Source organism: Nonomuraea sp. NPDC050786 (assembly GCF_040654115.1).
Classification (GTDB): domain Bacteria; phylum Actinomycetota; class Actinomycetes; order Streptosporangiales; family Streptosporangiaceae; genus Nonomuraea.
This window is the reverse complement of record NZ_JBFAHJ010000014.1, coordinates 61,538-84,650: the sequence shown is the minus strand read 5'-3', so window position 1 is coordinate 84,650 and position 23,113 is coordinate 61,538. Positions and strand designations below refer to the sequence as shown.

14 protein-coding genes and 1 pseudogene are annotated in these 23,113 nt (G+C 68.3%); 12 read left to right on the top strand and 3 right to left on the bottom strand.

From position 1 onward, the window contains the following. Positions 1–577: 577 nt before the first annotated feature. Positions 578–1,999 carry a lectin gene (locus AB0H84_RS25065; RefSeq protein WP_357608622.1) on the top strand — a complete coding sequence of 474 codons (1,422 nt, stop codon included), beginning with the start codon at positions 578–580 and terminating at the stop codon, positions 1,997–1,999. Between the two features lie 179 nt (positions 2,000–2,178). Here AB0H84_RS25065 and AB0H84_RS25060 read toward each other — a convergent pair whose 3' ends face one another. Further along, positions 2,179–4,260: an alpha-galactosidase gene (locus AB0H84_RS25060; RefSeq protein ID WP_357608619.1), complete on the bottom strand. Its 2,082-nt coding sequence runs from the start codon at positions 4,258–4,260 to the stop codon at positions 2,179–2,181. Further along, a complete protein-coding gene (locus tag AB0H84_RS25055; RefSeq protein ID WP_357608616.1) occupies positions 4,261–7,074 on the bottom strand; it encodes a glycoside hydrolase family 3 C-terminal domain-containing protein in 2,814 nt (937 codons plus the stop codon). Positions 7,075–7,347: 273 nt separating this feature from the next. Here AB0H84_RS25055 and AB0H84_RS25050 point away from each other — a divergent pair, with 273 nt between their 5' ends. Genes AB0H84_RS25050 through AB0H84_RS25035 form a run of 4 tightly spaced genes read left to right on the top strand, consistent with a single transcriptional unit; the run spans position 7,348 to position 12,037 of the window. Beyond that, positions 7,348–9,057, top strand: a complete 1,710-nt coding sequence (locus AB0H84_RS25050; RefSeq protein ID WP_357608613.1) for a hypothetical protein — start codon at positions 7,348–7,350, stop codon at positions 9,055–9,057. Between the two features lie 17 nt (positions 9,058–9,074). Further along, positions 9,075–10,037, top strand: a complete 963-nt coding sequence (locus tag AB0H84_RS25045; RefSeq protein ID WP_357608610.1) for an ABC transporter permease subunit — start codon at positions 9,075–9,077, stop codon at positions 10,035–10,037. After that, the gene (locus tag AB0H84_RS25040; protein WP_357608607.1) at positions 10,034–10,963 is read left to right on the top strand and encodes a carbohydrate ABC transporter permease; all 930 of its coding nucleotides are present in this window, start codon (positions 10,034–10,036) and stop codon (positions 10,961–10,963) included. Before AB0H84_RS25045 ends, AB0H84_RS25040 begins: the two co-directional genes overlap by 4 nt. Positions 10,964–11,014: 51 nt before the next feature. Next, entirely contained in the window at positions 11,015–12,037 is a 1,023-nt protein-coding gene (locus AB0H84_RS25035) for a LacI family DNA-binding transcriptional regulator (protein ID WP_357609037.1), read from the top strand. 63 nt (positions 12,038–12,100) lie between these two features. Here the strand turns inward: AB0H84_RS25035 and AB0H84_RS25030 are convergent. Then, positions 12,101–12,202 (bottom strand): annotated as a pseudogene (locus AB0H84_RS25030) (glycoside hydrolase family 9 protein); the annotation flags it as partial. A gap of 798 nt (positions 12,203–13,000) precedes the next feature. Here AB0H84_RS25030 and AB0H84_RS25025 point away from each other — a divergent pair. The 7 genes from AB0H84_RS25025 to AB0H84_RS24995 all read left to right on the top strand — a co-directional run bounded on the left by AB0H84_RS25025 (position 13,001) and on the right by AB0H84_RS24995 (position 22,857). Beyond that, entirely contained in the window at positions 13,001–14,335 is a 1,335-nt protein-coding gene (locus tag AB0H84_RS25025; RefSeq protein ID WP_357608604.1) for a PHB depolymerase family esterase, read from the top strand. 32 nt (positions 14,336–14,367) lie between these two features. Next, a complete protein-coding gene (locus AB0H84_RS25020; RefSeq protein ID WP_357608602.1) occupies positions 14,368–15,780 on the top strand; it encodes a glycoside hydrolase family 43 protein in 1,413 nt (470 codons plus the stop codon). A 307-nt stretch (positions 15,781–16,087) separates the two neighbouring features. Then, positions 16,088–17,077 carry a LacI family DNA-binding transcriptional regulator gene (locus AB0H84_RS25015; RefSeq protein ID WP_357608599.1) on the top strand — a complete coding sequence of 330 codons (990 nt, stop codon included), beginning with the start codon at positions 16,088–16,090 and terminating at the stop codon, positions 17,075–17,077. A gap of 181 nt (positions 17,078–17,258) precedes the next feature. After that, positions 17,259–19,424: an alpha/beta hydrolase-fold protein gene (locus tag AB0H84_RS25010; protein ID WP_357608596.1), complete on the top strand. Its 2,166-nt coding sequence runs from the start codon at positions 17,259–17,261 to the stop codon at positions 19,422–19,424. 175 nt (positions 19,425–19,599) lie between these two features. After that, on the top strand, positions 19,600–20,961 hold the full coding sequence (locus AB0H84_RS25005; protein WP_357608593.1) for an extracellular solute-binding protein: 1,362 nt from the start codon (positions 19,600–19,602) through the stop codon (positions 20,959–20,961). Between the two features lie 82 nt (positions 20,962–21,043). Next, positions 21,044–21,976, top strand: coding sequence for a sugar ABC transporter permease (locus AB0H84_RS25000; protein WP_357608590.1), 933 nt, complete (start codon positions 21,044–21,046; stop codon positions 21,974–21,976). Continuing rightward, the gene (locus AB0H84_RS24995; protein ID WP_357608587.1) at positions 21,973–22,857 is read left to right on the top strand and encodes a carbohydrate ABC transporter permease; all 885 of its coding nucleotides are present in this window, start codon (positions 21,973–21,975) and stop codon (positions 22,855–22,857) included. Before AB0H84_RS25000 ends, AB0H84_RS24995 begins: the two co-directional genes overlap by 4 nt. Positions 22,858–23,113: the final 256 nt, after the last annotated feature.

Sequence of the window (23,113 nt, the reverse complement as noted above, 5' to 3'; positions counted from 1 at the left end):
TGCTGAGCTGGTACACGACGACGGCGATATGGACGGGACCCTCTCGGGACGGAGGAGGGCGGCACATGGTGGACTATGGGGTCATGTCGCTTGGCTAAGGCCACGCGTGCGTTATCGATAACACAAGCGTCTAGATGCTTCCGGAGCGTGTCAAGGACCGGCCGTACTGGCTGCTGATGGAGCCGAAAGGACTGCGGCCAATCGAGGCTCAAGTGGTGCGGAGGCTGGGACCTGACTCCTCTCGCCGGTCGGAGACCGGTGGCCGTCCACGGGTCGGCGTTGATGAAACGTTCATCGCTGCCATCCGCGGCAGGCCACCGCGAAGGTGCAGTGTCGGGGCCTGCTCTTCGTGAGGAGAAAGGACTGAGGTCACCAGAGGAGCGGTGAAACTTTCGGGTGGACCTTGACATGTTTCGTTCAAGTTTCCACACTGAGTCCCCGAGCGGGCTGCCTTCTGCCGAGGTCGGTGGTGACAGCGGGAGCGCCGCCCGTGACGCGGTCCGGACGGCAGGCCGCGTGCTGATCCGCGCGGATTCTCGGAACCCTCTCCTTCGCATCCCCTAGTGGAGGCTCAGGCATGGGCGAAAAACCCATACTCACATCGGGCGCCCGGACGTTGCTCGCCGGCGCGCTCGGCGTGCTCACCGCACTGACGGTGACCACGCCCGCAAGCGCCGCCGCGAGCACATTGGGCGCGGCGGCGGCGCAGAGCGGGCGCTATTTCGGCGCTGCGGTGGCGGCCGGTCATCTCGGCGAGTCGGCGTATGTGACGACCTGGGACAGGGAGTTCAATGGGGTCACCGCCGAGAACGAGATGAAGTGGGGCCCCATCGAACCCTCCCGTGGCTCGTTCAACTGGGGCCCGGCCGACCAGATCGTCAACCATGCGGTCAGCAAGGGCATGAAGATCCGCGGTCACACCCTCGTCTGGCACTCCCAACTACCTGGATGGGTGAACGGCAACATGTCGGCCGCCGACCTGCGCTCGGCGATGACCAATCACATCAACCAGGTGATGGGCCACTACAAGGGCAAGATCTACGCCTGGGACGTGGTCAACGAGGCCTTCGCCGACGGTGGCGCGGTAGGGACGCTGCGCAGCTCGGTGTTCACCCAGAAGCTCGGCAACGGCTTCATCGAAGAGGCATTCCGCGCCGCACGCGCCGCCGACCCTAACGTCAAGCTCTGCTACAACGACTACAACATCGACGACGCCAACGCCAGCAAGACCCGCGGCGTCTACAACATGGTCCGCGACTTCAAGGCCCGCGGCGTCCCCATCGACTGCGTGGGCCTGCAGTCGCACTTCGGGAACCCGCCGTCCAACTACCAGCAGAACATCGCCCAGTTCGCCGCGCTCGGCGTGGACGTGCAGATCACCGAGCTGGACGTCGGCGGCTCCGGCTCGGCACAGGCCGACGCCTACCGCCGTGTCACCCAGGCGTGCATGGCCGTTTCCCGCTGTACCGGCATCACCGTCTGGGGCATCACCGACAAATACTCATGGCGCAGCGGCGACACGCCCCTGCTCTTCGACGGCAACTACAACAAGAAACCCGCCTACGACGCTGTCCTCAACGCCCTCAACGGCGGCTCCACCCCGCCTCCCACAGGCGGCGGCACGATCAAGAGCACGTCTTCCGGCAGGTGCCTGGACGTTTCCAACGCCTCCCAGTCCAACGGCGCCCAGGCCCAGATCTGGGACTGCAACGGTCAGAGCAACCAGCAGTGGACCTCCACCAGCTCGGGTGAGCTGCGGGTCTACGGCAACAAGTGCCTGGACGTCAACGGCGGAGGCACTGCGGACGGCACCAGCGTGATCATCTGGGACTGCAACGGCCAACCGAACCAGCAATGGCGCTTCAACTCCGACGGCACCGTCGTCGCGGTCGGAGCGAACAAGTGCCTTGACGTCAACGGCGCGGGCACAGCCAACGGGACCAAGGTGCAGATCTACTCCTGCTGGGGCGGATCCAACCAGCAGTGGACCCGTAGCTGACCGAACTTGTGAGAGCCGGTTCGCGGAAACTTGCGCGGACCGGCTTCTCCGCCGCCAAGGACCTGGGCATTTCCGTTCCCGGCCAGTTGTCGGTCACCGGTTCGACGACACGCCGCAGACCCAGTGGACCATGCCCCGGGCGCCGTCCGCCCGGGTCCGCGCCCGGGTGGACGGCGTGATCAGCCGAGCGTGAAGAGGAACGCGTTGCCGGGCCGGTCCGTGAAGCCGGGGGCGGCCAGGCCGATTTCGGCCAAGGCCGCGCCGGTCAGCCGCAGTTCGCCGGCCTTGGCCCAGTCAGGCCAGTGCTGCTCGGGGCCGGAGATCTCGCCGGGGATCGCGCGGACGACGTACTCGGCGCTCATGTTCAGCCCTGGCAGCCGCATGGGTGCGGGCCGCTGCGCGACCGAGGTCTCCAGCTGGACGTAGGCGAACAGGGCCCGGCGCCGGTCGGGCGCGATCACGCCGTGCACCCATGCGGCCGGGTCGGGATGGTCCACCCGCACGACGTCCCCCGCGTGCAGCAGCGGGCGCAGCTCCTTGTACAGGGCGATCCACTCCGCCAGCGCGGCCCGGTCGGCGGCCGTCCAGGCGGTGATGTCCGACTCGATCCCAGCGTGGCCGAACAGCGCCGTGGCGCAGCGGAACCCGAGGCTCGTGGTCCGGCCGCTGAGGTGGGCGCGGGCGGAGCCGACGTGCGTCCCGATCAGCTCGTACGGGACCAGCAGGCTGGTCCAGCGCTGGATGGCCTGCCGCTCGACGGGATCGATGTTGTCCGAGGCCCAGATCCGGTCGGTCCGCTCCAGGATGCCGAGATCCACGCGGCCGCCGCCGGACGAGCAGGATTCGATCTCGAGAGCGGGGTGCCGCGCACGCAGCTCGTCGAGGAGGCGGTAGACGGCCGACGTCTGCGCGTGCGTGCCCGGCCGCCCGTCGTGCACGGGTTCGGCCAGGTCCCTGTTGTGATCCCATTTGATGTAGTCGATCCCGTACTCGGCGACCAGGGAGCTGATCCGGCCGAGCAGGTACGCGTACGTCTCCGGCCTGGCCACGTCGAGGACGTGCTGATTGCGCTGCGGCCGCGGCAGGCGGCGCGAGTCCGCGAGCAGCCAGCCGGGATGCTCGCGGATCAGATCCGAGTGCGGATTGGCCATTTCCGGCTCGAACCAGAGCCCGAACTGCATCCCGTGCTCGCGAACGCGCCGTACCAGCGGGTGCAGGCCGTGCGGCCACACATCCGCGTCCACGTACCAGTCGCCCAGGCCCGCGTCGTCGCTGCGGCGGTGGCGGAACCAGCCGTCGTCCACGACGAAGCGCTCCACGCCTGCGGCGGCCGCGGCGTCGGCGAGCGCCAGCAGCTTGTCCTCGTCGTGGTCGAAGTAGACGGCCTCCCAGATGTTCAGCGTCACCGGCCGGGCCGTCGCGGGATGGGTGTCGCGGGCGCGGATCATGGCGTGCAGGCGGTGGCTGAGGCCGTCGAGCCCGGCCGCTGACGTGGCGAAGTACACCCACGGGGTGCGGTACGACTCGCCCTCGCCGAGCCGGATCTCCCCGGGCGTGAGGAGCTCGCCGCCGCCGAGCACGGCGGCACCGTCGGGGAGCCGCTCGGCGTAGTGGACGTGGTCGCCGCTCCAGGCGGTGTGCACGGCCCACACTTGACCGCTGCCGAAGCCGAACCCGTCGGTGCCCGTGATAAGAGGGCCGGCATCGAATCCGGTCCTGCCCCGGCGGTTCTCGCGCGACCACACGCCCTGCCGCAGCGACGCGCGCTGGGGCGAACGTTCCCGTGCCCAGCGGCCCGCGAAGTCGAGCACCTCCGTGGCGTGCGCGGGCACCGGCAGCAGGCACGCCAGCCGGTCCAGCACGTAGGGGCGCGGGGCCGTGTTCACCAGCTCGTGCCGCATCCGTATCACACCTTGGGGGGTCAGCTCGATCTCCATGCCCAGCTCGAGCCCGGCCAGGGGATCGGCGGCGCGGACCGCGACGGTGCCGCCGGCGCCTGCCCGTACGGTCACCTTAGCGGGCTGGGACACTTCGAACCTCGCCGGCTCCCAGGAGCCGTCGCGGTGTCCGTCCAGCACGGGACGGCCGAACCAGCCGTCGCCCTGGCTCGGCAGCAGCGCCTGTCCCTCCGCGGCGGGCAGCGCTGAGATAGGCCCTGGGTCGGCGCCCCAATGCAGCACGCGCGGCAGAGCGGGACCCGCGACATCGAGGATGAGGCCGGTCCCGCTTGCCGACAAGGTGACGAGAGGGGTGTGTGTCATTCAGATCTCCAGCAGGAACGTGTCGAGGCGCAGTTCGCCATGGAGGACGAGGTAGAGGTCGTACACCCCGGAGGGGGCGTCCAGGTCCGCCGTGGCCGCGTCCCAGGCGTACCTGCCACCGGTCGAGGCGACGTCGAGCACGCCGAGGAGGGGCCCGGCGAACGGGTCGTCCCGGCGCACCTCGATACGCGCGTTCCCGGCGCTCGCGCGCGATACCCGCGCCCTCAGCCGTGCGGCGCCACCGGCCAGGTCCGCGTCCCGGATCACGATCCAGCCCGGGACCTCGTCGACGGTGGTCACGCAGTCGCCCTCGGCGGGGTTCGTGTCGGCGAGCGTCACCCCTTCGTAGTCGTCGAAGTCCACGGCTCTGACCGGGATGCCCACGACCGGGCGCGCGCGTGCCGGTTCGCCGGGGACGACCAGCCGGGCGGTGGCCTGGATCGCGGTGCAGGAGCGGCCGATCAGCAGGTCGTACGCGCCGGGGCGGACCCTGAGGCCCTGGGCGGCGACATCCCAGTGCGCGAGGCCCGCCATCGCGAACCGCAGCAGCACGGTGCGGGTTTGGCCGGGGGCCAAGGTCACGCGCTCGAACGCCTGGAGCCGGAGTGGCCACGGCCCGGCCGGATCGTCGAGCCTGGCGTAGAGCTGGACCACCTCCAGTCCGGGACGGTCGCCGGTATTGGTGACCTCCACGTTCACCTGGACGGTCTCGCCCTGGTCGGCGAGGGCCGCGGCGCCATAGGCGAAGCTGGTGTAGGTCAGCCCGTGCCCGAAGGGATAGAGGACGTCGCCCTGGAAGTACTGGTAGGTGTGCCCGGCCTTGATGATGTCGTAGTCGAGGATGTCCGGCAGGTCCGCGTCGGAGCGGTACCAGGTCTGCGGGAGCCGGCCGGTGGGGGCGTATGTGCCGAGCAGCACGTCGGCAAGCGCGTGCCCGGTCTCCTGCCCGGCGTGGCTGGTCCACAGGACCGCCGGGATCGAGGTGCTCACCGCGTACGGGTAGCTGCTCATCAGGACCAGCACGGAGCGGGGATGGGCCGCGGCGGCGCACACCAGCCGCTCCTGCGCCGGCGGCAGCGCCAGCGTGGTGCGGTCCTGCGTCTCGCGGCCGTTGATGTGCGGATCGTTGCCGGCGACCACCACGACGGCGTCCGCGTCCCGCATCAGCTCCTCGGCCCGCTCCACCCCGTCCCGTACCAGGTCCACGGCGAAATGTTCGGCGTCCCCAGGATCGGCGGCCGAAGCGGTCAGGGCGCCGGTCTCCGGGTCGATCGCGGCGAACAGTCCGGTGTGCGCGTGGCGCAACAGCACCGTCCCGTCGTCCTGCCCGTCGAGATGGAAGGTCTCCTGGACGAACCAGCCGCCGGGCTGTTCCGCGGCGGCCACCAGGAGCCCGCCGTCCCGGGCCGTCACGAACCGGCCGGCGCTGACGGCGCGCAGTGTGCGGACGCCGTCGCCCCAGTCGAACACGTCGAACTGCTCGGCGGCCGGCTCCGCGGCACAGGTCAGGACGGCATCGGGGGAGAGGGTGACGTACCGTCCCGCGCCGACGGCGCGCAGGCTGATCCGATCGGCGCCGTTCGTGGTGCGTACGCTTCCGCCGTGCGACTCCAGCGCCTCCCTCAGGCCCTGGGCCACCGAGACGCGGTAGGGGAGCTCGCCGCTGTACCAGTCGGTGCGCAGGTCCTCGGCGAAGGGCCCGATCACGGCCACCCGGAGGCCGGACGTGGCCAGAGGGAGCACGGCGTCGTCGTTCTTCAAGAGCACGACCTGCTCGCGGGCCGCCTGCCTGGCGAGCTCGGCGTGTTCGGGCGCGCACAGCGCCGACTCCGGGATGGCGGCGTGGGGGTCGAGATCCGGGTCGAACTCGCCGGTGCGGAACCGCAGCGCGAGAACTCTGCTCACGGCCCGGTCCACGTCTTCCTCGGTGAGCAGGCCGCGGTCCAGCGCCTCGGTGACGCGGGCGAGGGTGATCGCCTCCTCGACGGGCTCGGTGAGGCTGTCCACCCCGGCGCGGATCGCCGCCGCGTGCCCTGACGGATGGTCCGGGAAGTAGCGCTGGGAGTCCGCGAGGTTCCCGACCGCCCCCGCGTCGCTCACGACGACGAGGTCGTCGCCTCCCCACTGTCGCAGCGCGGCGAGGTAAGGGCTGACGTGGTTCGGGCGTCCGTTGACGAGGTTGTACGAGGGCATGACCCCGTCCACGACGCCCGCCTGGATCACGTCACGGAACACCTTCAGGTCGTACTCGTGCAGCACCCTCGGCCTGAGCGCCGATGACGTCAGGTCGCGGGCGTTCTCGTTGTTGTAGGCAAGGAAGTGCTTCAGCGTGGGCGCCGTGCGGACGTAGCGCGGGTCGGTGCCGCGCAGCCCGCGGCAGTAGGCGACGGCGTGCGCGGTGGTCAGCAGCACGTCCTCGGAGTAACCCTCCTCGTTGCGGCCCCAGCGTGGATCGCGTAGCAGGTTCACCACCGGCGCCCACACGTTGAGGCTCACCGTGGGGTCCTTGACGTGCAGGGCGCGCACCTCGATGCCGGTCGCCTCGCCGACCGCTTCGACGATCGCCGGGTTCCAGGTCGCGCCCAGCCCGACGGCCTGCGGGAAGACGGTGGCGGGCCCCAGCCAGGCGGCGCCGTGCAGGGCCTCGGTGCCGGTCCGGAAGGAGCGCAGGCCGAGGCGTGGCACGGCGGGGGCGTGTGCATGGATCATGGCGACCTTCTCGCCCAGGGTCAGGCGGCCGAGCAGGTCGGCGACGCGTCGCGGTAGGGGCAGTCCGGCGTTGAGGAACTCCATGCCGGGCGGTTCAGCGGCCACGCCGAGGTCCTTTCCTGTGCTGGTCATCATTGGTGAAGCGCTACAACAATCGCTGGAACGCCGACTCCGGGTCAAGTTCCCAGGACTGGTGGAAAAGTCCACGTCACCTTTTTGCCGCGGCCCTCTTGTGAGGATGTTTTCCATGGCGTAACTTCACCGCAACAGTGAAGCGCTTCAAGCGCGGATTCTCCTCTACTGTCACGTCGGCCATGCCGTGGTCTCCTTCCGGCACGGCCGGGGTTCCGTCCCCTTCAGCAGAGAGGCCCGAACACGATGGACGCCCACCCCTCAGCGCTCAACCGGAGATCGTTCCTTTCCCTCGCCGCGCTCGGCGCGGGCGCGGTCCTGGGCTCCCCACTGCTGGCCGCTTGCGGCGGGCAGCAGCGCCCGGCCGCCGCCGGCGGGGGGCTGACCCCCAGAGACAAGCTCCAGCAGGTCCTGCCGAGCTACGTGCCCGGAAGCCTGGTCAAGCCGGACATCCCCAGCGTCACAGCCGCGACCGGCGCCGTCACCGATCCGGTCTTCTTCAAGTACCCGGACAACCCGGTGGCCACCGTTTCCGGTGTCCCCGGAAAGGGCGGGACGTACACCACGATGACGCCGCTGTGGGGCGCCATCCCTCCCACGGACGGCAACTCCTACATCGACGCGGTCAACAAGGCCCTCGGCGTGAACTTCACGATGCACATCACGGACGCCACGTCCTATGCGCAGGTGCTGGCACCGCTGTTCGCCGCCGACAAGCTCCCGGACTGGATCATGATCCCGGGCTGGGAGACCGGGAAGCTGAACTTCGGGTCCGCGGTCGCCAAGTTCACCGATCTCGGTCCCTATCTGTCGGGCGACAAGATCAAGGCCTATCCCAACCTGGCGGCCATCCCCACCGGCGCCTGGGCCGCGGGCGTCTGGAACGGCAAGCTCTACGGCATCCCCATCAGCCCCGGCGGCGCGATCATCGCCGGGACCATCTTCTACCGCAAGGACATCTTCGACGAGAAGGGAATCTCCGCGGACGGCATCCGGACGCCCGCCGATCTGATGGGCCTGGGCAAGGAGCTCACCGATGAGAAGGCCGGGAGGTGGGCCTTCGACGACATCTTCGGCGGCGGCGCCGCCTATCTCGGGCAGGTCTTCGGCGTCCGGCCCGAGTGGGGTCTCGACGGCTCGGGCAAGCTCATCCACAAGTACGAGCAGCCGCAGATGGTGGAGGCGCTCAACTGGTTCGTCTCCCTCGTCAAGGCCGGGTACGTGCACCCTGACGCCGTCGCGGGCAACAGCGGCGACAGCAAGCAGCGGTTCTGGAGCGGGAAGGTGGCCATCCAGGCCGACGGCATGGGCGCCTGGCTCGGCGACGACATCACGTCTGGCAAGGCCGCCAATCCCAGCTACAACCGGCAGGCTTTCAAGCTGTTGTCGCCGGACGCGAACACCACTCCGAGCGTCCCGCTGGGCAACGCCGCGGCCATGTTCTCCTACCTCAATGCCAAGCTCAGCCCCGACCAGGTCAAGGAGTTGCTGGCGGTCGCGAACTACCTCGCCGCGCCGTACGGGAGCAAGGAGTTCCTCACCGCCAACTTCGGGGCGCAGGGCGTCACGTACACGATGAAGGACGGCACGCCGACGCTCACCGAGAAGGGCGGCAAGGAGGTGGCCGCCAGCTACATCTTCCTCGTTGGCAGCCCTCCCTACAGCTCCGGCGGCGGCGGCGAGCTGAACCAGCTGGCCAAGGAGAAGGCCGCATGGCAGGCCGACATGGTCAAGTACGCATACAAGCCGCTGTTCTACGGCATGAACATCGTCGACCCGCCGCAGTACGCCTCGATCGGCCAGGCGGTGGAGGACACGCTCACCGATGTCCGGCTCGGCCGCAAGCCCATCTCCGCCTACCAGGAGGCGGTTGCCGACTGGCGCAGGAACGGCGGTGACAAGCTGCGCGCCTTCCGTGAGGACATTCGCGCGAAGTACGGCGACGGCACGAAATGAGCCTCATCCGCGAATCCGTGCGCGAGGAACGCGCCCGCGCGAGCGGCACGCCCGCCCCCAGCGAGTCCGGGCGGCCGAGCGGGTGGCGCAGGTTCCGCCGAGACCGCTCGCTGCTGCTCATGATCCTGCCCGCCCTGGTGCTGACCGTCGTGTTCGCGTACGTGCCGATGCTCGGCGTGGTGACGGCCTTCCAGAGCTATGACATCTACTCGGGGTTCACCGGCAGTCCGTGGATCGGCTTGGACAACTTCCTGCAGTTGTTCCGGGACGAGCTCTTCTGGCGCTCCATGGAGAACACCCTGGTGATCAGCGCGGTCCAGCTGGTCCTGTACTTCCCGGTGCCCATCGCGCTGGCGCTGATCCTCAACTCGGTGCTGAGCGACAGGATCCGCTCCTTCATCCAGTCCGTGGTCTACCTTCCGCACTTCTTCTCCTGGGTCCTCGTCGTCACGCTCTTCCAGGAGATGCTCGGCGGCGCGGGCGCCATCAACACGCTGCTGCGCCGGTTCGGCATGCCGACCTGGGACATCATGACGAACCCGGACGCCTTCAAGTTCCTGGTGACGGCGCAGGCGGTCTGGAAGGAGGCCGGCTGGGGCATCATCGTCTTCCTCGCCGCGCTGGCGGCGATCTCGCCGGCGCTCTACGAGGCCGCCGCGGTCGACGGCGCCGGCCGGTGGCGGCGGATGTGGCACATCACGCTGCCGGGCATGCGCGGGGTCATCGTGCTCATGCTCGTGCTCCGGCTGGGCAGCGCCCTGTCGGTCGGCTTCGAGCAGATGCTCATCCAGCGGCAGGCGGTCGGTCGCGACGCGTCCGAGGTGCTCGACACGTTCGCCTACTTCTACGGCGTGGTCAACAACAACTTCGGGTTCGGCGCCGCAGCCGGGCTCTTCAAGGGAGTGCTCTCGTTGATTCTCATCATTGCCGCGAACAAGGTGGCGCACGCCTTCGGCGAGGACGGGCTGTACCGGCGATGACCGCACTGTCTCGCCCACGACGGCACACCCGCAGGCCGGTCTGGGAGGAACCGCCCACCCGCGCGGGCCAGGCGGGCAAGGGCCTGACCCTCGGGCTGGTGCTGGCCGCGATCCTGGTGCCGCTCTACGCTGTGGTGCTGACGAGTTTCTCCACCCAGGCGGCGATTAACCGGGCCGGCGGCCTGGTCCTGTTGCCGGACGAGCTGACCACCAGTGCCTATGGGCAGATCTTCGCCAACCGGCTGGTCACCCACGCGCTCTGGGTGAGCTGCGCGATCACTGTGGCAGGGACGCTGTTCTCCATGATCCTGACGGTTCTGTGCGCCTACGGCCTGTCCAGGCAGGGGTCGTGGGGGCACCGGCCTATCCTGATGACGTTCGTCGTCACCATGTTCTTCAGCGGTGGGATCATCCCCGGGTTCCTGCTGGTGTCGGCCCTGGGCGGTTACGACCAGTACTGGTCGCTGGTCCTGCCCGGCGCGGTCTCCGTGTTCAACATCCTGGTCATGCGCGCGTTCTTCGCCGCCACGTCGAGGGAGCTGATCGACGCGGCCGGCATCGACGGCGCCGGCCACTGGCGCACGCTGTGGTCGGTGGTGCTGCCGACCTCCCGGCCGGTTCTCGCGGTGATCTCGCTGTTCTACGCGGTGGGATACTGGAACTCGTTCTTCAACGCGATGTTGTTCCTGCCCGACAACGGGAAGTGGCCGCTGCAGATGGTCATCTACACCTATACGCTGCAGGGCACCGCCCTGCCAGGCACCGGGATCACCCAGACGGGGCAGTACCTGGGGCATCAGGAGGTCGCGCCGCTGTCGATCCAGATGGCCGTGGTGACGCTCACTCTCGTGCCGATCGTGCTCGCCTACCCCTTCGTGCAGCGGCATTTCGCCAAGGGCATGCTCCTGGGTGCGGTCAAGGGATGAGCATGGACGTACGATGTGAAGCGCTGCACCAGCGTGGTCCGATGGGGGGTGATGGTCCTGGTCACCCTGGCTGATGTGGCGCGGCGCGCGGGAGTCTCCCCAACCACCGTGTCATACGTGATCAACGGTAAGCGGAGCATCTCGGAGGCCACGCGGGAGCGGGTCGCCAAGGCGATCGCGGAGCTCGGCTACCATCCCCATCTCGGCGCCAAGGCTCTGGCGTCGCGCCGGTCGAACGTCATCGCCGTGACCGTGCCGCTTCAGGGGGACAAGCACGTTCCCCTGATCGCCGAGATCGTGATGGAGGTCGCCGTCACCGCGCGCCGGCACGGGCGCAACGTCCTTCTGCTGACCGGCACCGAGGTCGTCGACGACCTGCGCGGTGTCACGATGGGAGGCGCCGCCGACGCCGTCATCCTCATGGACGTCGAGCTCGAGGACCCCCGCGTCGAACAGGTCCGCGGCACGCAGGTGCCGTCCGTCCTGATGGGCCTGCCGGCCGACCCGTCCGGGCTCGTCTGCCTGGATCTGGACTGCGTGGGCAATGGCGCGGCCTGCGCGGACCACCTCGCCGACCTGGGGCACCACGAGGTGGTGCTGATCGGCGAGAGTGAGATCGTCTACCAGCGGCACAAGAGCTTCGCCGACCGCACCCTCGACGGGTTCATGCGCCGGGCGGCGGAACGCGGGATGAACGCCCACTTCCGGCCCTGCGAAGGCACGTTCGAGTCGACCGCGGGCACGCTCGCCCGTATCCTCGGTGAGCGTCCCGGCACCACCGGCTTCGTCGTGCTGCACCAGGCGGCGATTCCGCACGTGCTGAGCCTGCTGCCGCAACTGGGACGGGTGGTCCCCGAGGACGCGTCGGTGGTCGCCGTCTGCCCCGACCGGACGGCCGTTCAGACCTCCCCGCAGGTGACCAACGTCGCGGTGCCCGCCGCGCAGCTGGGCTCCCGGGCGGCCGAGTTGGCCGTGGCCCAATTGGAGGGCGAGACCGTCGAGGGCGTCACGTTGATCGGGCCGACGCTGACCGTCCGGGGCTCCTCGGCTCCCATGCGGGCCCCGAGAGCGTGACTGGGCGGTCTTCTCGGCCGTCCACGCGAGCACGGCGTTCCAGCCGTCGAGCCGGTTCGTCCAGAAGCGGTGGTGGACGATGCGGGAGCACCGGTCGCCGTAGCCGGTCACGTACGAGTAGTCCAGGGGATTGCGGCCGAACTCGTACGCCGTCGTCTCGAACACGCCGGCCGACCCGGAGCTGCGGCCGCCGTCATCAGGGGCCCTTCAGGCAGGCCGGACGACAACTGCCCACGGGGGAAACATGAGGGAGCCTTCAGGCGTTGGAGCACGCGCCGAGCACAGCGATCCGCATCAATGCGTAGTACCGGCGTGCTTTGGGGTACTCGCTGATGCTCCGTTTGTCCACCGGGGCGTCGTGTCTTCCCGCGGCTCGGCTCGGAGAACTCGGTGGGGGAATGTCGCCGAAACTACTCAATGGCGGGGTGAAAGTTTCGGCGACGCCCGTCGGCGCCTATGCCCCTGTACTGGCACCATGGTCGATCGGCTATCTGAAAGTTTCGGCCTGGCTCGCCGTGCAGGACCTCAGGTGAAAGTTTCACGGCCTCGCCCCCGCCGATCGACTGCGGCCTTGACAGGAAACGCCAGGTGAGCGCGCTCGGGCCCCGTCTCCTTCGAGACACCGCCGGCCCGGGGGCTCTTGACGTTACCTTTCGGTCTCGTATTTGCTCCGTGACGCCACCACTTCGCGCCGACCCCCGAAAGGAGTTCGACGAGCAAGCTGCTTGTTAGCGCTAACAAGTGGCGCCTGGCCGAGCGGCGCGCTGACGACCGCAGCCGAGCGAGATCCGCACAGGCACCACACCTGCGGTCCTCGCTTCACCGGGCCGCCGGCCGCTCCGTGGCCGCTCCCCGTCCCCTATCGGCCCGCGAGGGCGGCTCGGAGGGAGGGGCCGTCCGATGCGTCTCCGCCAGGTCGGCAGCCCCACAGAGAGGCCGAACACGTGAAGAGAAGGGCAGCGAATGAAACCGCGTCCTAGGGCGTATGCCACCATCGGAGCCGGCGTGGCGGCTCTGATCGCTGTCGTGGCCGCCGCACTGTCCATGTTCCTCACCGTTGCCCCCCGAGCGTCGGCGGCGGCCCTGACCGAAGTGACGAACTTCGGAGCCAACCCCGGCGGCCTGCGGATGTACCTCTACGTCCCCGACAGGGTGGCCCCCCGGCCCGGCGTGCTGGTGGCGATGCACGGCTGCAACGGCTGGGCCCCGGGCTTCCACCAGGGCACCGAGTTCGCCTCGCTCGCCGACCGGTACGGTTTCATCGTCATCTACCCGCAGGCGAACAAGAGCGCCAACGGCATGTCGAACTGCTTCGACGTGTGGTCGAACGAGGCCCTGCGCCACGGTGGCGGCAGTGATCCGGTGTCGATCGTCTCCATGACGGCCTACGTGCTGCAGCGCTACAACGGTGACCCGGAGCGGGTGTTCGCCACCGGCTTCTCCTCCGGCGCGATGGAGACCAACAACCTGCTCGCCACGTATCCGGACGTGTTCAAGGCCGGCGCGCCGTTCTCCGGAGTTCCTTACGGCTGCCTCGGGCCCGCCGGATGTGGGGACAAGACGCCGCAGCAGTGGGGCGACCTGGTCAGGAACGCCTACCCCGGCTACACCGGGCCCCGGCCGCGCGTGATGGCCTGGCACGGCACCGCCGACTCCGTGCTGCCGTACACGATGCTGCAGGAAGAGGTCGATCAGTGGACCAACGTGCACGGGCTGACCCAGACTCCGGCCTCCACTGACAGCCCGCAGTCCGGGTGGACTCGGCGAGTCTTCGGCTCCGGACAGGTCGAGGCGTACACCATCGCCGGCGCCGGCCACGATCTGCCGCACGCCGGGATGGCCGTCTACGCCATCCGCTTCTTCGGGCTGGACGGCGGCTCGTCCACTCCGACGTCGACCCCCACCGCGCCCGGCGATGGCGCCGGCCCGATCAGGGGGGTGGCCTCCGGGCGTTGCCTGGATGTTCCGAACGCCGCCACCGCGGATGGCACCGCGGTGCAGTTGTGGGACTGCAACGGGCGGGACAACCAGCAATGGACCGCCACTTCGGCCGGCGAGCTCAGGGTCTATGGCAACAAGTGCCTCGACGCGGCCGGGACCGGCAACGGTGCCAGGATCCAGATCTACTCCTGCCACGGCGGCGCCAACCAGAAGTGGCGCCTGAACTCCGACGGCTCCATCACCGGGGTCCAGTCCGGGCTGTGCCTGGATGCCGTGGGCCAGGGCACCGCCAACGGCACCCGGCTCCAGCTCTACACCTGCCACGGCGGCGCGAACCAGCGCTGGGCCCGTACCTGACGGACCACGGCCCGCAATCCGGAAGGTGGATCATGAAACCTCGGTTCGGCGTCTTGTCCGGGCGCGGTGCGCTTGCGATCATGGCGCTGCTCTGCTTCGTGACGATGATCCCTGGCACGGCCAGGGCGGACAACCCGATCGTCCAGACGATCTACACCGCCGACCCCGCTCCGCTGGTGTACAACGGCCGGGTGTACCTCTACACGGGACACGACGAAGACGGCTCGACGTACTTCACCATGAAGCAGTGGCGGGTCTGGTCGTCGGCGGACATGGTGAACTGGACCGACCACGGCTCGCCGATGAGCGTCGCCACCTTCACATGGGCGAGCGCGGACGCGTGGGCCGGCCAGGCCGTCTACAGGAACGGCAAGTTCTACTGGTACGTACCGGTGAAGGACCGGGCGAGCGGCCAGATGGCCATCGGCGTCGGGGTCTCGAACAGCCCCACCGGGCCCTTCACCGACGCCATCGGGCGCCCGCTGGTGAGGAACGGTGAGATCGACCCCACCGTCTTCATCGACGACAACGGGCAGGCCTATCTGTACTGGGGCAATCCCAACCTGTGGTACGTCAGGCTCAACCCGGACATGATCTCGTACTCGGGCAGTCCCACGCAGATCCCCCTCACCACCGCGGGCTTCGGCACCCGCACCGGCAACACGAGCCGACCAACCCTGTACGAGGAGGGACCCTGGGTCTACAAGCGCAACGGCCTGTACTACAACGTCTTCGCGGCGAAATGCTGCTCAGAGTTCATCGGTTACTCGACGGCCCCCGGCCCCACCGGGCCCTGGACCTACCGCGGGACGGTCATGCCCACGCAGGGCAGCAGCTTCACCAACCACCCCGGAATCATCGACTTCAACGGCGGGTCGTACTTCTTCTACCACAACGGCGCCCTGCCGGGTGGTGGCGGCTACACCCGCTCGGTCGCCGTGGAGAGATTCACCTACAACGCCGACGGCACCATCCCCACGATCAACATGACCACGACCGGAGCACCCCAGGTCGGCACGTTGAACCCCTACGTCCGCCAGGAGGCCGAGACGATCGCCTGGGAGTCCGGCGTGGAGACCGAGCCCTCCAGCGAGGGCGGCATGAACGTCGGCTGGATCGAGAACGGCGACCACATCAAGGTCAAGGGCGTCGCCTTCGGCTCCGGCGCGACGTCCTTCACCGCGCGGGTGGCCTCCGCGACCAGCGGCGGCCGGATCGAGCTCCACCTCGACGGCGTCAACGGCACGCTGGTGGGAACCTGCACCGTGCCGGGCACCGGCGGCTGGCAGACGTGGACGTCCGTCACCTGCCCGGTGAACGGCGCGACCGGCACCCATGACCTGTACTTCAAGTACACCGGCGGGAGCGGCAACCTCTTCAACGTCAACTGGTGGCAGTTCACCGGCGGGAACCTGCGTCCTGGAACGGCGCCACCCAGGACGTGACCGCCAAGCTCATCGACGGCAGGAGCCACACATCGAGTGTCCGTGCCGCGGTCACAATGCGGCACGGACGGCGCGAACGACGACGCCTTCCAGCGCGTACACCCCGCTCGGCAGCGGTGCCGGCGGTCGTGGCGCGGCGGCACCTGGCCCCGGCCGCGGGATCCGGCCCGTGTTTCTATCCCATGAACGGTCGGCCGAAAAGGTCTTGTTTCCGCAATCGTCATCGCTTACGTTTGCGCTGCAAACGTAACCGATAACGATTGCAACTTGTGAGGGCGGCATGGCCGAGGGCGGTGCGCCGGTGACGATGAGCGATGTCGCACGATTAGCGGGCGTCTCCACCGCGACCGTGTCGCGGGTGGTCAACGGGCGTTACGGCGTCAGCGCGAGCACCATCGCGCAGGTCCGCTCGGCCATCGAACGGCTCGGCTACGAGTCCAGCCTGGTGGCGACGAGCCTGCGGCGCAGCCGTACCAGCGTCCTGGGGCTGGTGACGCACAGCTTCCAGTCCTATACGGCCGAGGTGCTCAAGGGGGTCATGGACGCGCTGAGCCAGTCGGGGTTCGATCTGATCATCTACGCCAACAGCGACCTCTACGGGACGTACTCGGACGGCTGGGAGCAGCGGCACCTGGCCCGCCTGTCAGGCACGCTCACCGACGGGTGCATCGTGGTCACGCCCTCGGGCGAGGTGCGGAGCGGCACTCCGGTCGTGGTCATCGATCCGGCGAAGGGCTCGACGGCGCCGTCGGTGACGGCGGACAACTTCGCGGGCGCCACCGCGGTCGTCCAGCACCTCCTCGGCCTGGGGCATCGGCGCATCGGCTTCATCGCGGGCCGCGCCGGCCTGGAGTCCGCGTGGTCGCGCGAGGAAGGTTACCGCAGGGCGCTGAGCGAGGCCGGTGTTCCGATCGATCCGCAGCTGGTCGCAAGAGGGAGCTTCGATCCCGAGTCCGCGGCACCGCTCGCGCGGGCGCTGCTGGACAGGGCGGACCCTCCGACGGCGATCTTCGCGGCGAGCGACGGAATGGCGCTGAAAGCCATGGCGGTCGCGAAGGACCTGGGGCTCAGCGTGCCCGGCGACCTGTCGGTGGCCGGCTTCGACAACATCCCGGAGTCCGCGTTGACCGAGCCGGGGCTGACCACGGTGGACCAGTCGATGTACCGGCTCGGATACGAGGCCGCGCGCATGCTCAGGTCGCTGGTGTCCGGCGACTGGGAGGGCCCCGGTCAGATCGTGCTCCCGACCCGCCTGGTGGTTCGCGGCTCCACCGCGGCGCCGGGGAACCCCATGTGACCGTGACGCCACCCACAGGCACGGCGTCCCATCGCACCTGGCGTTCGCTGCAACGAACGCCAGGTGGGCAAGCTGACCCCACGACGGATGGAGGTGCGAACACCAACCACGAACTATCCACCGCATGAATCAGGCCGGCCAGTCGGACGTCAATCGTGGCCGGCCATTAAGGGAGTTTCGCATGCGTTCTTTACCTTATCACGGCAGGTCACGCCCCCATGGCGGGCGCCGGCTCGCGGCGGCGATCACCGCCGGGGTCATGGCGATCGCCGCGGTGTTGCTCGCGTCGCGGCCGGCGGCGGCGGATACGCCATGGCTGAGCATCTCCGAGGACGGCTACGCGTCCTTCAGCGTTCCGGTGGCCTCCATCGAGGCCAGTGTGGGCCCGGTGTCGCAGGTCGCCATCGAGGGGAACTTCGGCCCCTCTTTCACCTGGGCGGAGTTCGGTCTGACCCGACGGGGCGACGTCTGGTCAGGGGTTCTCGGCCCGCTCCGGCCCGGGCTGTACTCGTACCAGGTCACGGGCGATGACACCAAGGGTCTCAAGGATCCGACGAACAGCACCGGCGTGGCATCCAAGCCCCTTTGGAGCACCTTCTTCGTGCCGGGCGACGCGGCGCGCCTGCTGGCGGACGCGCCCCAGGGGCAGGGCGGCAAGGTCGAGACCCTGACCTACCGGGCCAAGCAGCAGGAGCGGTCAGCTCAGGTGTGGACGCCACCGGGATACGCGGCCAAGGGCCCGAAAGCCTACCCGGTGCTGTTCCTGCAGCCCGGCGACGGCGCAAGCGCCACCGACTGGCTCGACCTCGGCCGGGCCAAGCAGATCTTCGACAACCTGTCGCTCCAGAAGGCCATGGAGCCGATGGTGGTCGTGATCAGCGACGGTGACGGTCTGCAGGAGCTCCGGAAGGCGGTCGCCGACCGCTACCGCGTCCATCGTGACCCGGCGCACCAGGCGATCGCCGGTGTGGCCGAGGGCGGGACACGGGCGCTCCGCGCCGCTCTGGCGCACCCGGCCCAGTACGCCTACGCCGGCTCATTCTCCGGTCTCCTGACGGACGGCGCCGGCCGGACGGACGCGTACGCGAGCAACCGCCACGTCAAGCTGCTGCGCCTGTACACGGGGAATGTGACAGATCCCGCGTACAACGCGACCTACCGCCTGATGAAGGCGCTGGACCGCGCCCGGATCGCGTACGAATTCGACGGGGTCAACCCCGATGCCGGGGCGAACTGGAACGCCTGGCAGGAGAACCTCATCGATTTCGCCCCGCGGCTGTTCCGCAAGGTCTCGGATCACGGTCCGAGCGCCGGGCACGGGAAGCTGAAGGGCGAGTTCAATCCGCCGGCCCCCGGCACCACCCCGACGCCGTTCGTCACCGAGGACGGCTTTGTCACCTTCGAGACCACGACGGCGTTCACGGCGGCCGAGCGCGTCAAGGTGTGGGCGAACTGGGCGCCCAACGGGAGTTGGCTGCGCATCCCGCTGTCGCGTGCGGGCGACCGGTGGCGGGTGACCGTGGGGCCGCTCGGCCCATGGTTCTACTACTACCGGTGGATGGTGGACGGGGTCTCGGTCAAGGATGCCTCGAACCCGACGAAGGTGACCTCCGAGCCGACCTGGAGCACCTTCCTCGTCCGCGGGGACAGGGCACGCCTGCTCACGGACGTTCCCGCCGGACAGGGCGGAAAGGTCGAGAGCATGACGTACCGGAGCGGCGTGGCCAACCAGGACCGGACCGCCCTGGTCTGGACCCCGCCGGGATACGACCCGAAGCGCGCGCAGCCGTATCCCGTCTTCTACCTCCAGCACGGTGGCGGCCAGAGCTACACGGACTGGGTGGAGATGGGACGCGCCAAGCAGATCCTCGACCACCAGTTCCTCGACGGGGACCTGGTGCCGATGGTGGTCGTGATGGGCAACGGGAACGTCTCCGACTTCAACAAGGAACTGCTGGAGAACATCGTCCCGGCGGCCCGCGCCCGCTACCACGTCTCCGACGACCCGTCGCAGCAGGCCCTCGCCGGCCTGTCGATGGGTGGCGGGCAGGCGTTCGGCGTGCTCAAGGCCTTCCCCGGTCGGTTCGCCTACGTCGCGGCGTTCTCGGCTGGGTTCGGCAGTGCCGCCGGCGTCGACGCGGAGGCGATCAACAGCGGCACCAAGCTGTTGCGCCTGTACGTCGGCGACCAGACGGACTTCGTCCAGCCGTTCTTCATGACCTCCCTGACCACCTTGAACAACCTCGGTATCCGCTACGAGTTCGACGGGGTCACCCCTGGGCCGCACGGCTGGGACGTGTGGCAGAAGAACCTCATCGACCTGGCGCCACGCCTGTTCAAGCGCTAGGCAAGCCCCGTCCGCCCGGCCTTCGCCGCCGGACGCGGGCTGTGTCAGCGCTCACCTGAAGTCGGCCGGGACGGGGGCGCGGGTCGCGTCACCGGTGCCCCGTCCTGGCCGATCGCTCGGTCTCAACGGCGGCGCATGAACCTCCGTGCGCCCCGATCCCCAAGGGAACATGCCGATGAACAAGAAATGGCTCTCTGCTGCGGTGGCCATGCTCGCCGCCACGACCGCGCTGGCCGCCTGCTCCTCCGACGGGGGAGCGGGCACAAGCGCCGCGAGCGGCGGCGGCGCGAGCAACTGCACGAACACGATCCCCAAGAAGAACCTGCCGGTCGTGACCATGTGGGGCTGGTACCCCAACATGCAGCTCGTCGTCGACAACTTCAACAAGCAGAACGGCGAGGTGCAGATCTGCTGGACCAATGTCGGCCAGGGCGGTGACGAGTACGACAAGTTCCAGACGGCCATCTCGGCCGGCACCGGCGCACCCGACGTGATCATGATCGAGATGGACCGGATCCCGACCTTCCAGATCCAGAAGGCGCTCGTCGACATCAAGAAGTACGGCTTCGACGCCGTCAAGGCCGACTACAGCGAGGGTGCCTGGAAGGACGTCTCGGTCGGTGACGCGGTCTACGGCGTGCCGGTGGATGGTGGCCCGATGGCGATGATCTACCGGAAGGACATTTTCGAGAAGTACGACATCAAGCCGCCGAAGACGTGGGCCGAGTACGAGCAGGCGGCCCAGAAGGTGAAGGACGCGGGTGGCCCGGCGTTCGGCGACTTCGCCGCCAACGTGTCGGCCCTCATGATGGCGCTGCAGATCCAGAAGGGCGCGGCCCCGTTCACCTACAGTCCGGCGCAACAGAACTCCATCGGAGTCAAGCTGAACGACCAGGCCTCCAAGGACGTGCTCGACTACTGGGCGCGCCTGGCGAAGAAGGGGCTGGTCGGGACGCAGGACCAGTTCACCCCGGAGTACATCTCCGGCGTGATCAACGGTAAGTACGCGACGTACATCTCCGCGGCCTGGGCGCCCGGTTACCTCACCGGTGCCGGCGTCGGCAAGGGCAAGGACACGGGCAAGTTCGCGGTGGCGCCGCTCCCTCAATGGGATCCCGCCAATCCGGTGCAGGTGAACTGGGGTGGGTCTGCCTTCTCCGTGACGAGCCAGGCGAAGAACCCGGAGCTCGCGGCGAAGGTGGCGTACGGCTTCTACGCCGACAAGGAGTCGCTCACCCACGGCTGGACCAACCAGATCATCTTCCCGCTGAACCTGAAGGCGCTCAACGACCCCGAGTTCGTGAACCTGAAGGTCGGGTTCTTCGGCGGCCAGCAGGCGAACAAGGAGGTCTACGTCCCTGCGGCGAACGCCTACAAGGGCGTCACCTACAGCCCGTTCGGTCAGTACTACTTCGACGCCATGACCAAGCAGATCAGCGCGCTCATCGAGGGCTCCGTCACCGGCGCCCAGGCCGCCGACCGGCTTCAGGAGGACGTGGCGAAGTACGCCAAGGAGCAAGGCTTCACCGTTCAGTGACGGGAGGGGTGGGCCGTCTTCCATCCCGCCGGCCCACCCCTGATCCCTCGGCATCGACATCCCGGAGTCCAGGTTGACCCTCATGATCGACAAGCGTGTGCCAAGCACCCAGGAAAGGACGCGCAAAATACGTGGCAAGGTGCGCCTCCGTGAGCATGTGATGGGATGGCTCTTCGTCGGGCCATTCGGGATCGTCTTCCTGGCGTTGCTCATCGCGCCGCTCGCGTACGCGCTGTACCTGAGTCTTTTCCAGAAAAAGCTGATCGGCGGCACCAGCTTCGTCTTCCTCGACAATTATGTGAAGGCGTTCACCGACCCGAGCTTTCTTTCCGGGGCATGGTTCGTCATCCGCTTCTCGCTGGTCGCCATCCCTCTGCAGATCATCGTCGCGCTCGCGATGGCCCTGATCCTGGATGCCGTGACCTCTCTGTTCACCCGCTTCTCGCGCCTCATGATCTTCCTCCCCTACGCGATCCCCACGGTCATCGGAGCCGTCATGTGGGGATTTCTGTACAGCAAGAGCTTCGGGCCGCTCTCCGGCCTCTTCGATCTGTTCGGCGCCGCCCCGCCTGATTTCCTCAGCAGCAACCTGATCTTCTACGGTCTGGTCAACGTCGTCACCTGGCAGTGGGCCGGCTATTACATGATCATCCTGTATGCGGCGCTCCAGGGCATCGACCCGGCACTTTACGAGGCCGCCCGCATGGACGGCGCCGGCGCATGGCAGATCGCGCTGCGGATCAAGATCCCGCTGATCGCCCCCGCACTGCTGCTGATCCTGGTCTTCTCGCTCATCGGCACCCTGCAGTTCTTCAACGAACCGCAGATTCTGCGTTCCCTCGCGGCCGGCACGATCGGACCGGATTTCACCCCCAATATGTACGCATATCAGCAGGCGTTCGCACTCGCGAACTTCAACTACGGATCGGCGATCTCCTTCGCTCTCGGCGGGATCGTCTTCGTCGGCGTCTACGCCTTCCTGTTCTTCACCCGCAAGCGGAGGAGCTTTCTGTGACGAGCGACCGTTCCCGCGCCGGCGTCCGCCGCCGGCCACAACGCCACCTGCCCCTGCAGGTGCTCCTCGGCTTCCTGGTCGTGTACTTCCTCGTGCCGTTCTGGTGGGTCATCGTCAACAGCTCCAAGGACGCCCCCGGCCTGTTCGGCGGCGGCAACACCCTGTGGTTCGCCGACCGGATCGACTACTTCGGCAACCTCGAGCAACTGTTCACCTATGACAACGGCATCTACGGCAGGTGGATCCTCAACTCCACGCTGTACGCACTCGCGGGCGGCGTCGGCGCCACGGTCCTGGCCGTCATGGCCGGCTACGGATTCGCCAAATACCGATTCGCCGCCAGGCGCTTCAGCTTCTCACTCGTGCTCGGCGCGTTGATGGTGCCGGCGACGGCCCTGGTGATTCCCACCTTCATGATGTTCTCCGAGTTCGGCCTGACGAACACGGTCTGGGCGGTGATCCTCCCGTCACTGCTCAACCCGTTCGGCGTCTACTTGATGCATGTATACGCGCGCGACGCGGTCCCCGACGAGATCCTGGACGCGGCGCGGGCCGACGGTGCGGGTGAGGTGCGAACGTTCCTCCAGGTCGCCTTCCCCCTGATGCGACCCGCGGTGGTCACAGTGCTGCTCCTGTCCGCCGTGGCGTCCTGGAACAACTACTTCCTGCCTCTCGCCATGCTCTCCGACAACCGCCTCTTCCCCGTCACTGTCGGACTCGGCCTCTGGCAGGGAATCGCCTCGGCGAACAACGCAGGCAGCACCTCCCTCTGGAGCCTCATCGTCATGGGCGCGCTCGTGTCGGTCGTTCCCCTCGTCATCGCCTTCTTCACGCTTCAGCGGCACTGGCGCGGAGGGCTGTCCGTCGGCGGCCTGAGATAGGCCGGGGCGGTACACACCCGCCGCCACAGCTCAAGCAGCTTGTCGGTCCCAGCGGGCGAAAGGGGCAGAGGCCGAAAGATCCTCCTCTTGCCACTCCTAACGTATAGCGCACAGGGGGGCTTGCGGCAAGACCCGGGTCGTACCCCAGAATCGTCGGCCGAGGCCACAACCTGCGGAATGGGGGCACGACGTGGATGTGCGGTTGTCGACGTGTATGGGACGCGGTGACGTCGAACCAGTGATGGGGCGGAGCACG

Bases quoted from the DNA above. Each gene is read 5' to 3' on its own strand.
- AB0H84_RS25020 (WP_357608602.1), top strand. From the start codon at position 14,368: ATGAAACCTCGGTTCGGCGTCTTGTCCGGGCGCGGTGCGCTTGCGATC.
- AB0H84_RS25000 (WP_357608590.1), top strand. From the start codon at position 21,044: ATGATCGACAAGCGTGTGCCAAGCACCCAGGAAAGGACGCGCAAAATA.
- AB0H84_RS25025 (WP_357608604.1), top strand. From the start codon at position 13,001: ATGAAACCGCGTCCTAGGGCGTATGCCACCATCGGAGCCGGCGTGGCG.
- AB0H84_RS25060 (WP_357608619.1), bottom strand. From the start codon at position 4,260: ATGACACACACCCCTCTCGTCACCTTGTCGGCAAGCGGGACCGGCCTC.
- AB0H84_RS25005 (WP_357608593.1), top strand. From the start codon at position 19,600: ATGAACAAGAAATGGCTCTCTGCTGCGGTGGCCATGCTCGCCGCCACG.
- AB0H84_RS25040 (WP_357608607.1), top strand. From the start codon at position 10,034: ATGACCGCACTGTCTCGCCCACGACGGCACACCCGCAGGCCGGTCTGG.
- AB0H84_RS25065 (WP_357608622.1), top strand. From the start codon at position 578: ATGGGCGAAAAACCCATACTCACATCGGGCGCCCGGACGTTGCTCGCC.
- AB0H84_RS25015 (WP_357608599.1), top strand. From the start codon at position 16,088: ATGAGCGATGTCGCACGATTAGCGGGCGTCTCCACCGCGACCGTGTCG.
- AB0H84_RS25010 (WP_357608596.1), top strand. From the start codon at position 17,259: ATGCGTTCTTTACCTTATCACGGCAGGTCACGCCCCCATGGCGGGCGC.
- AB0H84_RS25050 (WP_357608613.1), top strand. From the start codon at position 7,348: ATGGACGCCCACCCCTCAGCGCTCAACCGGAGATCGTTCCTTTCCCTC.
- AB0H84_RS25035 (WP_357609037.1), top strand. From the start codon at position 11,015: ATGGTCCTGGTCACCCTGGCTGATGTGGCGCGGCGCGCGGGAGTCTCC.